The sequence below is a fragment of the Rhodoferax lacus genome (assembly GCF_003415675.1).
In the GTDB taxonomy this organism is placed as follows: domain Bacteria; phylum Pseudomonadota; class Gammaproteobacteria; order Burkholderiales; family Burkholderiaceae_C; genus Allorhodoferax; species Allorhodoferax lacus.
In genome coordinates this window covers 11,054-22,796 of sequence record NZ_QFZK01000002.1, presented here as the reverse complement: position 1 = coordinate 22,796, position 11,743 = coordinate 11,054, and the positions used below count along the sequence as shown (strand labels likewise).

At 64.3% G+C, this 11,743-nt stretch carries 7 protein-coding genes and 1 tRNA gene; 4 read left to right on the top strand and 4 right to left on the bottom strand.

Annotated elements, in window-relative coordinates:
• Positions 1-21 precede the first annotated feature (21 nt).
• Positions 22-96, bottom strand: a tRNA-Arg gene (locus DIC66_RS03660).
• Between the two features lie 119 nt (positions 97-215).
• On the opposite strand from DIC66_RS03660, the gene DIC66_RS03655 reads away from it, so the two are divergent.
• The gene (locus tag DIC66_RS03655; protein WP_147321226.1) at positions 216-407 is read left to right on the top strand and encodes a hypothetical protein; all 192 of its coding nucleotides are present in this window, start codon (positions 216-218) and stop codon (positions 405-407) included.
• An 8-nt stretch (positions 408-415) separates the two neighbouring features.
• On the opposite strand, the gene DIC66_RS03650 is transcribed toward DIC66_RS03655, so the two are convergent.
• Positions 416-1,981, bottom strand: a complete 1,566-nt coding sequence (locus DIC66_RS03650; protein WP_117174197.1) for a trimethylamine methyltransferase family protein — start codon at positions 1,979-1,981, stop codon at positions 416-418.
• Positions 1,982-2,035: 54 nt separating this feature from the next.
• Positions 2,036-4,465 (bottom strand): GcvT family protein, encoded by a 2,430-nt coding sequence (locus DIC66_RS03645; protein ID WP_117174195.1) that lies wholly within the window; start codon positions 4,463-4,465, stop codon positions 2,036-2,038.
• 158 nt (positions 4,466-4,623) lie between these two features.
• Here DIC66_RS03645 and DIC66_RS03640 point away from each other — a divergent pair, with 158 nt between their 5' ends.
• The 3 genes from DIC66_RS03640 (at position 4,624) to DIC66_RS03630 (ending at position 8,816) form a co-directional block, all read left to right on the top strand.
• Entirely contained in the window at positions 4,624-7,074 is a 2,451-nt protein-coding gene (locus tag DIC66_RS03640; RefSeq protein ID WP_117174193.1) for a GcvT family protein, read from the top strand.
• Positions 7,075-7,103: 29 nt separating this feature from the next.
• Positions 7,104-7,733: a helix-turn-helix domain-containing protein gene (locus tag DIC66_RS23560; RefSeq protein ID WP_117174191.1), complete on the top strand. Its 630-nt coding sequence runs from the start codon at positions 7,104-7,106 to the stop codon at positions 7,731-7,733.
• A 120-nt stretch (positions 7,734-7,853) separates the two neighbouring features.
• On the top strand, positions 7,854-8,816 hold the full coding sequence (locus DIC66_RS03630) for a chemotaxis protein (RefSeq protein ID WP_117174189.1): 963 nt from the start codon (positions 7,854-7,856) through the stop codon (positions 8,814-8,816).
• On the opposite strand, the gene DIC66_RS03625 is transcribed toward DIC66_RS03630, so the two are convergent.
• Positions 8,747-11,740, bottom strand: coding sequence for an ATP-binding protein (locus tag DIC66_RS03625; protein WP_117174188.1), 2,994 nt, complete (start codon positions 11,738-11,740; stop codon positions 8,747-8,749). The two genes, DIC66_RS03630 and DIC66_RS03625, sit on opposite strands and share 70 nt — an antisense overlap.
• Positions 11,741-11,743: the final 3 nt, after the last annotated feature.

Genomic DNA, 11,743 nt, shown 5'->3' with positions numbered 1-11,743 from the left:
AGACCTTGTGAAATCATCACATGGTCCCAACAACAGGAATCGAACCTGTATCTGAGTCTTAGGAGGACCCCGTTCTATCCATTGAACTATGTCGGGAGGCCTGCATTGTAGCCATCAGCCCTGTCTGCATACCCCTGACCCAATTGATTGCCAACTGCTATCGTGCTCTGAACCACCCACCCATGCGTGGATGGTTCACCCAAAAGGGGCAGGACATGAAAAAGTCGATTGATTCAGTAGTCTCCATCACCGGCGTGCTCTACCAAGTCCAAATCGAACTGTCGATTGCATCACTGGGCTTGTTGATGGGCGACTATCCCCAACTGTTTGAGCACCCCCACAAGCCCAAGAAGGCACCCAAGCAGGCCAGGCGCACGCGGGCCAAAGCCACGCAATTGCCGCGCTGATTGTTTGCTCAGCCCGCGCGCATGGCCTCGCGTGGCAGGCGCACCGGGAACTGGGCGCGGATGGCCTCGTCAATGTGCTGCGGAATGTGCGTCGGGTAGTGGGTGGACAAAATGCCCTCCAGCTTGGTCGATGCGCGGTCCACCAGAGAGGGTCGGCCCCGCTCTTCCCACTGGTTGGGGCTGGAGCGGTCACCCAAGGTGGGGTAGATGTAGTCGCGCTGCATGAGCTGCAAGGTCTGGTCCGAACCCAGGTAGTGGCCCGGGCCTTCCAGGCAGACCTGGCGCATGGTGTCCAGCGAGATGGATTCGTCGGTGACCTCGATGCCGCGAATGGTGCGTTGCACGGCGCCAATCAGGTCGTTGTCGATGAGCAGGCTCTCCAGCGAAAAGCCCATCAGGCTGGCCATCATGCCGGCTGATTCATAGATCAGGTTGGCACCCGCATTGCCCACCAGTGCGTGGTTGTAGGCGCGCTCCATGCCGCACTGGGCATCGGGCACCTTGGAGTCGGTCATGCCCGAGGCGGTGCCGCCGGTCAGGTCGTAATAGCGCGATATCTGCGCGCTGGCGGCCGACAGCAGGGCCTGCTCCGGGCTGCCGCCCGACATGGCGCCGGTGCGCAGATCGGACACAAAGCACCAGGTGCCAAACATGGCCGGGGCCTTGGGCTTGATAGCGTTGACATACACCAGACCTGCCAGACATTCGGCTGTCTCTTGCACCAGGGCTGCGGCCAGCGAGGCCGGTGCCGTGGCACCCGCCTGACCGGCTGAGAGCAGCAACACCGGCATGCCGCCGCGCACGGCTACTTCGAGGCACTTGCAGGCATCAAAGGCAAACTTCATGGGCGGCACCACAAAGCAGTTGGACTGGCTCACAAACGGGCGCTCGCGCCACTTGTCCTCGCCACCGGCAATCATGTGCAGCATCTTCAGGCTTTGCTCCAGATGCTCGGGGGCCACCCAGCTCGCACCCACGTGCTTGGTCGTGCCCGAAACACAGGCATAGGTGGTGTTGAAGTCCATCTCCTCGGGCAGCGGCAGGTCGCGGCAGACCACTGAGCGCTGGTAGAAGTGCAGGTGCTCCAGCGTGTCGACCACGCGGGCAATGTTGTAGAGGTCTTGCGTGGTGGACTCGCGGTAGGCGCCGGTCTTGGCGTCCACCATGTGCACCGCCGCTCCTGCGGTGCCAAAGTAGACCTTGTCGCCCCAGGGCTCCATGTCGTACTTGGGGTCCTGGCCGTGCAGCACGAAGTGGCGGGCCGCGTTGGCCACGGTGTCTTCAACGAGGGCGCGCGGAAACAGCAGGCGCCCACTGTCGGTGAGCTTGGCGCCCATCTTCACCATGGCGTCAATGCCGCTTTGCGGCGCATCGGCAAAGCCAATGGTCTCCAGCGCGTCCAGTGCGGCGTGGTGGATCTTGAGCACATCGGCCTCGCTCAGCGGCTTGTAACGGCCGCCGTTCATGCCCGGGCGCACCGGCTTGAGGTGATCCGGAAGCTCGGCAGAACGTGCGGCCCGGCGGGCCTCGCGGGCACCGCCGCGGCGGGGAATGGTTTCAGGGATTGCGCTCATGTCTTGCCTCTTTATGTAGGTTTCTCTGCGGATACCGGGACACTCTGGCAGCGCCTAGGCGCGCAGCCGTTCATTCTTGGGGTCGTACAGCGGCTCGGCCTGCACGGTGGCGCGGCGCAGTGTGCCCAGCACCTCGACTTCGAGCACCGTGCCCGGCACGGCCAGATCGGTGCGCACATAGGCCAGGGCCACGCTCTTGTGGAGGGTGTGGCTCCACACGCCCGAGGTGGTCAGGCCCACATTGGTGTCGCCGTGGAATACCTGGGCGCAGTAAGGCGCTTCGGCCTCGCCGTCCTGCTCAAACAGCATGGGCACAAAGCGGAACTTGGGGCCGCGCGCGTGCTCGGCCAGCAGGGCGTCACGCCCGACAAAGCTGGCTTTTTTGACATCCACAAAGCGGTCCAGCGATGCTTCCAGCGGGGTGTAGCCGCTCTCCAGATCGCTCTTCCAGCCGCGGTAGCACTTGTCCACGCGCAGGCTGTCCATGGCATAGAGGCCAAAGTCGCGGATACCGTGGGCCTCGCCCGCCTGCCATACGGCGTCGTACAGCGTCTGCATCATGGCCACCGGCGCATGCAGCTCCCAACCCAGCTCGCCCACATAGTTCACCCGCATGGCATAGCAGTTGCCAGCCACGGTGGCAATCTCGCGTGCAGTGAGCCAGGGGAAGCCGGCATTGCTCAGGTCGGTGGTGGTGATCTGCGCCATCACCTCGCGCGCACGTGGCCCGGCAATGATGAGCGTGCCCAGATCGGCCGATATGTCGCGCACGGTAATCGGGCTGCCCGTGGGCAGCGTGCCGCTGAGCAAGTCCATGTCATGCGTGGCAGCAATGGCTGCGCTGATGATGTAGAAATGGTCCTCGGCCAAGCGGGTGATGGTGAACTCGCTCCACAGCTTGCCTGCCGGTGTGAGCGCATAGGCCAGTGACACCCGGCCCAGGGAGGGCAGCTTGGAGCAGGTCAGGTAGTCCAGATGCGCGGCTGCGCCCGGGCCCTTGAGCTCGTATTTGGTAAAGCCCGGCAGGTCCAGCACGGCCACGCGCTCGCGCACGGCCTGCACCTCTTGGGCCACCACGCCGTGCCAGATGCTTTCGCGGCGGAACGACAATTTTTCTTCCTGGGGCAACTCGCCCTTGAGGTCAAAGTACACCGCCCGCTCCCAGCCACCACGCGCACCAAAGCGCGCGCCCTTGGCCTTGAGTGTTGCGTAGGTGGGCGAGGTCCGCAGGGGCCGTCCGGCCTCGCGCTCCTCGTAGGGGAAGCTCGACGCGTATTCGTTCTGGTACACCTCCACCGCCTTGGCCACGGTGTAGGCGCTGGACGCATAGTCGCCAAAGCGGCGGCGGTCCAGGCTCCACAGGTCCCACTCGGGGGCGCCGTGCACCACCCACTCGGCCAGCGCCTTGCCTGCGCCCCCGGCTTGGGTGATGCCAAAGCTGAAGTTGTTGCAGTGGAAGAAGTTGCGCAGGCCTGGCTCGGGGCCGATGTAGGGGTTGCCATCGGGCGAATACGGAATGGGGCCGTTCACCCCGCGCTTGATGCCGGCACGGCCCAGGGCGGGTACGCGGGCCATGGCGTCTTCGATGTAGCTCTCCAGCCGGTCGAAGTCGTCGTTCCAGAGCTGGTTGGCAAAGTCGTCGGGCATGCCGTCCTGCCACATGGGTGTGGCCTTCCACTCGTAGGGCCCGAGGATAAAACCATTGCGCTCCTGGCGCAGGTAATACGAGGTGTCGGGGTCGCGCAGCAGGGGCAGGCGCGCACTGCCACGGGCGATGAGCTCGTCGCAGTCTTCGGTCACCAGGTACTGGTGCGACATCACCGCCAGGGGCAGGTGGCGGCCCACCATCTTCATGATTTCGCCGGCGCGGTAGCCTGCGGCGTTGACCACGATTTCGCAGTGGATCTCGCCCTTGTCGGTGGCCACCACCCAGCTGCTGTCGGGCTTTTGGGTGAGCGACGTCACACGGGTGTGGCGGCGGATGGTGGCACCGGCCAGCCGGGCCTCGCGCGCCAGGGCCTGGGTGAGTTGGGATGGGTCAATGTCGCCGTCCAGCGGATCCCACAGCGCGCCCAGCAGGTCGTGGGTTTCGATCAGCGGGTGGCGCTCGCGCAGTTCGCTGGGCGAGAGGATTTCGTATTCCAGCCCATTGGCCTTGGCCATACTTTTGACGTGGCGGAACTCGTCCATACGGCTTTGCGTGTGGGCCAGGCGCACCGAGCCGGTCAGGTGGTAGTTGATGGGGTCATCGGCGCTGGCGGCCAGCCTGCGGTAGAGCGCGGCCGAGTACTTCTGCAGCTTGAGGATGCTCCAGCTGGTGGAGAAGGTGGGCAGGTTGCCCGCCGCATGCCAGGTGGAGCCGCTGGTGAGCTCATCGCGCTCCAGCAGCAGCGCATCCTTGATTCCCAAAGCAGCCAGGTGGTAGAGCGCACTGCAGCCCACCACCCCGCCACCGATCACGACGACTCTCACATGTTCTGTCATAGGTATGTCTCCGGGCCCCGCGACAACCCCACTAGGCAAAGCGGGAAAAGCGCAGCACGATTGCGAATCTGCAGAAATTGTAGCGGCCTTCGTGAAATTATTGCTACAAATTTCACGATAGAATAAAAACGTCAAACATTTTTACTTCTGGAGGCCTTATGGATCTGCCCGATCGTGCCCGTGTTGTCATCGTGGGCGGCGGCATTGTGGGCTGCAGCCTGGCCTACCACCTCACGCTGCGGGGTTGCACCGATGTGGTCCTGCTGGAGCGCAAGCAGCTCACCTGCGGCACCACCTGGCATGCGGCCGGCCTGGTGGGCCAGTTGCGCGCCACCTACAACCTCACCCGCCTGGCCCAATACACCACCAACCTGTATTCCACGCTGGAGCAGGAGACGGGCCAGGCCACGGGCTTCCGGCAAACCGGCTCCATGGCCATTGCCACCCATGCCGCGCGCATGGAAGAGCTGCTGCGCGGCGCCTCCATGGCCAAGTGCTTTGGGCTGGAAGTGCAGACTCTGTCGCCCACGGAAGTGGCCAACCGCTGGCCCGGTGTGAACACCAGTGACGTGGTGGGCGGCGTGTTCCTGCCCAAGGACGGTCGCTGCAACCCCATAGACACCACGCAGGCACTGGCCAAGGGCGCACGCAGCCGTGGCGCCAAAATATTCGAGAACACGCCGGTCGAAAAAATCCTGATTGAAAACGGCCAGGCCGTGGGCGTGCGCACCGCACAGGGCGAGATACGCGCCGACATGGTGGTCAACTGCGCAGGCATGTGGGCCCACGAGCTGGGTGCGCAAAGCGGCACCACCGTGCCCCTGCATGCGGCCGAGCATTTTTATATCGTCACCGAGCCCATGGCCGGATTGCACAGCGACCTGCCCGTGCTGCGCGACCCGGACGGCTGCGCCTACTTCAAGGAAGACGCGGGCAAGCTGCTGGTGGGCTGGTTCGAGCCCGTGGCCAAGCCCTGGGGCATGCAGGGCATTCCCGAGAGCTTCAGCTTCGACGCCCTGCCCGATGACCTGGAGCACATCGAACCCCTGCTCAGCAGCGCCATGGAGCGCTACCCGGCCCTGGCCACCACCGGCATCAACCTGTTCTTTAACGGGCCCGAAAGCTTCACCCCGGATGACCGCTACCTGCTGGGCGAAACCCCCGAGGTGCGCAACCTGTTTGTGGCCGCGGGCTTCAACTCCATCGGCATCCAGTCGGCCGGTGGCGCGGGCAAGGTGCTGGCCGACTGGATGCTGGACGGCCACCCACCCATGGACCTGTGGGACGTGGACATCCGCCGCTGCATGCCCTTCCAGCGCAACCGCCACTACCTGCGCGACCGCACGGTGGAAACACTGGGCCTGCTCTATGACATGCACTGGCCCTTCCGCCAGCCCGCCACCGCGCGCGGCGTGCGCCAGTCCATCCTGCACGACCGCCTGAAGGCCCACGGCGCCTGCTTTGGCGAAACCGCCGGTTGGGAGCGCGCCAACTGGTTTGCGCCCCCCGGCGTGAAGCCCGAATACGCATACAGCTACGGTCGGCAAAACTGGTTTGAACACTCGGCTGCCGAACACCTGGCCGTGCGCAACGGCGTGGGCATGTTTGACCAGTCGTCATTCGCCAAGTTTGTGGTGCAGGGGCCGGATGCAGAGGCCGTGCTGGGCCGTATCAGCGCCAACAACGTGGCCGTGCCGGTGGGCAAGATGGTCTACACGCAGTGGCTCAATGAGCGCGGCGGCATCGAGGCCGACCTGACCATCACACGCGAGGCCCCTGACCGCTTCATGGTGGTCACTGCTGCGGCCACGCAGACGCGCGACCTGGCCTGGCTGCAGCGCCACATTCCAGCCGATGCCCGCGCTTTTGCCCTGGATGTCAGCTCCAGCATGGCCGTGCTCAGTGTGATGGGCCCCAAGAGCCGCGCGCTGCTGCAAAGCCTGACCAGCACCGACATGTCCCACGAAGCCTTCCCGTTTGGCACCAGCCAGACCATCGACCTGGGCTATGCCCGCGTGCGCGCCAGCCGCATCACCTATGTGGGCGAGCTGGGTTGGGAGCTGTACATCCCCACCGAATGCGCACCCGGCGTTTTTGACGTGCTGATGGAGGCGGGCCAGGCCTTTGGCCTCAAGCTCTGCGGCTACCACGCCCTGAACAGCCTGCGCATGGAAAAAGGCTACCGCCACTGGGGCCATGACATCAGCGACGAAGACACGCCGCTGCAGGCCGGCCTGGGCTTTGCCGTGGCCATGGACAAGCCAGGCGGCTTCATCGGCCAGGAAGCCTTGCAACAACAAAAGCAGCAGGGCCTCACCCGCAAGCTGCTGCAGTTTGCGCTGCAGGATGCCAGCGCTTTGCTGTACCACAACGAGCCCCTCTACCGCGATGGTGTCATCGTCGGGCGCATCAGCTCGGGCATGTTTGGCCACGGCCTGGGGCAGTCGCTGGGCATGGGCTATGTGGAGTTTGGCACTGCGCCGGGCGCGGGCGATGCGGCACAGCTGCTGCAGGGCCGCTACGAGGTGGAGGTGGCCGGTGTGCGCATGGCAGCCACGCCATCGCTGGTACCTTTTTATGACCCCAAGAGCCTGCGCATCAAAAGCTAAACTGGAGGCCGCAACACAACGCAAGCTCCATGGCCATACAAGCACTGCAACTGCCACCACCCGATGCCCCGTCCGCGCCCGGCTCCAACGAACCGCACTTTGACCCGGAGGCCGACATTGGCGCGCAGCTGCGCGAGCTGCGCCTGATCAAGGGCCTGACCCTGAAGGCCGTGGCCGAGCAGGCGGGTATCTCGGTGGGCTACCTCAGCCAGTTGGAGCGCAACCACTCGCGCCTGCCCATTGGCGTGCTGAAGAAAATCAGCGACGCCCTGGGTGTGCACATGAACTGGTTCTTCCAGCAAAAAACGGTGGGCGACGCCAGCGAGCGTGACATCGTGGTGCGCGCGGGCAACCGGCGCAGCATGTCGTTTACCGGCCTGGGCATCACCGAAGAACTGCTCTCGCCCAACCTGAGTGGCCCGCTGGAGCTGCTGCAAAGCACCATCGCCCCCGGCGCCGACAGCGAGGACTACAGCCACGACGGCGCCGAGGCCGGACTGGTGCTCTCAGGCACGCTGGAGCTGTGGGTGTCCGGACGCCATTTCACCCTGCAGGAGGGCGACAGCTTTGCCTTCAAAAGCACAGAGGTGCACCGTTGTGCCAACCCGGGCACAACCGCCACGCGGGTGCTGTGGGTGATCACGCCGCCGCACTATTGACCTGCAACAGACGGATGCGAGGCGAGTGGCCCAAGGCCTGTTATTTGGTCCACAATGGCTATAACGCTTCGACGTATTCGCAGCACATTTTCTGAACCATAACGACCAGGGGGACCAGCAATGGCCACATCTTTTGCGTCTGAAAAAGACAAGCGCAGCAACGCTTCCAGCAACAATATGTTCGAGCTCCTGCTGTTCCGCCTGGGCAAGCCCAATGGCGCGCTCAAACACGAGCTGTTTGGCATCAACGTCTTCAAGGTGCGCGAAATCATGGTCATGCCCGAGATCACCTCCATGGTGAACGCCGGGCCGCATGTGATGGGCATTGCCAATGTGCGCGGCCAGCTGATTCCGGTGGTCAACCTGCCCAAGATCGTGGGCTGCGAACCGGTCAAGGGCATGGGCATATTGCTGGTCACCGAGTTTGCCCGCACCACGCAGGCCTTTGCCGTGGAAGAGGTGGACGAGATCGTGCGCCTGGACTGGAAGCAGGCCCTGTCAGCCGAGGGCACGGGCGGTGGCCTGGTCACCAGCCTGGCGCGCCTGGACGGCGACAAGGAAAACAGCCGCCTGGCCCAGGTACTGGATGTGGAGCAGATCCTGCGCGACGTCTTCCCCGACCAGCACCACACCTTCCGTGACGACACCGTCATGCCCAAAGGCTCCATTCCCAAGGGCTCGGTGATTCTGGCGGCCGATGATTCTGCCGTGGCGCGCATGATGATCGAACAGGCCCTCAAGGCCATGAACCTGCCGGTCATCATGACCAAGAGCGGCAAGGAAGCCTGGGACAAGTTGTCCGACATGCAGGCCCAGGCGCAGGCCCAGGGTGTGCCCATCCGCGACAAGGTAGCCCTGGTGCTGACCGATCTGGAAATGCCGGAGATGGATGGCTTCACCCTCACCCGTTACATCAAGGATGACCCGCGCTACGGTGGCATCCCGGTGATGATCCACTCCTCCCTCTCAGGCACTGCCACCGAGAACCACGCACGGAGTGCAGGGGCCGATGCCTATGTCGGCAAGTTTGTGGCCGAAGAGCTGGGCAGCAAGATTCTGGAGGTGGTGGCCAACGCACGCTGAAGGAGTGGGTCCGCACCGGGCGCCTGTGCGGACATCAGAGCGGCCACGGCATTCACAAATTCGGTCTGTCGGACCGGCTTGAACAGCATCGGGAATGACTGCGCGCCCTCCTGCACAATGGCCTCGCGCGAATAGCCTGACATCAGCAGGACGCGGGTGCCTTCGAACTCTTCGGTGACAAACTCGACAAGGTCGAAACCATTGAGCCGGCCGGGCATGACCACATCGCTCACCACCAGATCGATGCGGTGCGTGCGAAGGACTTGGATGGCGGCTTCCACACCATGGGCCAGGTGTACGCGGTAGCCGACATTGCGGCACCAGCCGGCCACCAGGTTGGCGATGTCCACCTCGTCATCCACCACCAGAATGGTTCCCGCGCAGGGCTGCGGCTGCGGCTGCGGCTGCGGCTGGCCTGCCGCGTGCGCAGGCAGCAGGGCATTTTGTTGGCACACCGGCAGGCGTATGGTGATGGTGGTGCCCACATTCACCTCGGACGCAATGTCCAGTTGGCCCCCGCTCTGGTGCACAAACCCTGCCACCATGGCCAGCCCCAGGCCGGTGCCGCGGCCGCGCTCCTTGGTGGTGAAGAACGGCTCCAGGGCGCGGCGCTGCACCGCGTCCGGCATGCCCTGGCCGGTGTCGGCGATGGCAATGCAGACATAGTCCACCCGCTGGCCCGCATGCCACTGGTCTTGCATGTCCACGGCGATGTCCAGCGAGCCGCCCTCCGGCATGGCATCACGGGCATTGACGGCCAGGTTCAGCAGGCAGGACTCCATGCGGGCCACATCCACCAGGACCAGTGAGGCATCCGCATGCAAAACCTGGCTGACGCGGACCCTGGGGCCAACTGCATGCAGCAGCAGCGGCAACATGGCGCCCAGCATGGCATTGATGTCCGCCACCACTGGCTGCAGCACCTGCTGGCTGGCCAGCGTCAAAAGGGACTTGACCAGGTTGGCACCGCGCTCTGCGGCACCTAGCGCCACGGAGAGTTGCCGGCCCTGCTCGGGGTCGCGCACGCTCAGGCGGGCCAGGTCCAGGTTGCCGATGATGATGGAGAGCAGGTTGTTGAAGTCATGGGCCATGCCACCGGCCAGTTGGCCGGTGGTCTCCAGCCTTTGGGAAAGGGCGGCGTGCTCGGCCATGCGTTTGCGGTCATCGATATCGGTACAGATGGCAATGGTCTTCTGCACGCTGCCGGCCTCGTCAAGCATGGAGGCCAGGCGGATCGAGAACCACCGGTAGACGCCGTCAAAGCGCTGCAGACGGGCTTCCATCGCCTCCTGGGCCCGGCCGGTTTTCATCAGCCTGTTGCGGCCCGCGAGCAGGGGCGCCAGGTCCCCGGCATGGATGCGGTGCCTGAGTGAGGCCAGTGTGATGCCCGACGTGTCCTGACCCATACCAAAGTATTCGATCGCATTGAAGTTGGACCAGACAAGGACCTCCTGGCTGTCAAAAATACGGATGTGTTCGGGCAGCACATCGAGCAGTCGCTGAAAGTTCAGGTCCTTGGTGAAGAGCGAGCGTTTGAGTTCCACGGACTGGCTGACATCGGTCAGGCTGATGCAAAAGGCCTCACCCCCCTCACTCGCCGTGACCACGTCACCGGCCTGCACAAAACTGTTGGCCTGGCTGACGGTGACCATGACGTACACCGTCTTGCCCGAGGGGGTCTGCAACTGCCTGGGTGCCGCGGCATCGCCTGGCCACGCCGCTGGATCCAGACCGGGGAGTAGCCGTTGCAGTGGCTGGCCCAGCACCTCGGCGCTGCTGCGTTCCAGCGTCCGCAGCAGGTGCTCATTGCACTTGAAGACCACACAGCCCGCCTCTTCAACCCTGGCAAACAGGAACATGACAGGAATCTGCCCGAGCAGAAAGACCTCGCGCGAAGCCATACGGGCCATGCCCAGCAAATGGTTGCGCCGGCGTCGCATGGTGTTCTGCATCACCGCCAGCACCAGCAGGCACAGCGTGATGGCAGTCCCCCCCGCCAACAGAACGCCCTGCACATGGCCGGACGTGCCGGCCAGCACTGCCTCCTGGCCGGTAGCAGACAGCACCACAATGCCATAAGGCTCCAGCAGGCGGTAGCTGCGCAGGCGCACCACGCCATCCACAGCGCTGGGCCCAATGAAACTGCCCACCGCATTGGTGTCCACATTCTTGAAGAGCTGTGACTTCGATACGTCGTCCCCATAACTGAGCTGGTCGCCCATCTGCCGGATCAGCACGCGCCCTTCCCGTGTCAGGACAGCGCGCACGCTGTTGTGCTCCGGCGCCCGGGCACTGCCCACGGTGGACAGGGTATCCGGCCGGATCGACAGGGTGACAACGCCACCGAAGCTGCCGTCGGCAGCCAGGATCTTGCGTGTGATGGGCATGGCCACGACCTTGAACCTGCGGGTCATCAGCGGCACGCCAATCTGCAGGGCATCGGACTGGCTGTCGCGCTGGCGCAGGAAGTAATCGCGATCGCCGACATTCAGGCTGCCCAGGGGCTCCGGGTCGCTGATGCCAATGGCCGCTACTGCATAGACCCTGCCACGGGAGTCCGCCACCGTGATCACCGGCCGTTGCGCTGGGTCCAGGCGCAGGCTGCCCATGCGCCGCACCAGATCGGTATGGCTGTAGCGCGGGTTGCTCTGGACATCCTGCACGATCACGCCCAACGCGGTGTCGATGGCCGCCAGGGTCTGGCGGATCCGGGCCTCATCGCCGGTCACCACTTTTTCGTTCAGGGACCTTGCGTTCTCCAGCGCATCGCGGCGTATCGAAGCCACGCTTGCCCAGGTCTGCAGGGCAATACCCAGGACCAGGGCGAAGGCCAACAGGCAGGCGGCCAGTCGCACCCGGTTCTCCAGACCGAGGAGTGCACGCAGGCACCTTGAAAAACCCGTCAACAACCCGCGTGGGTGCATGGA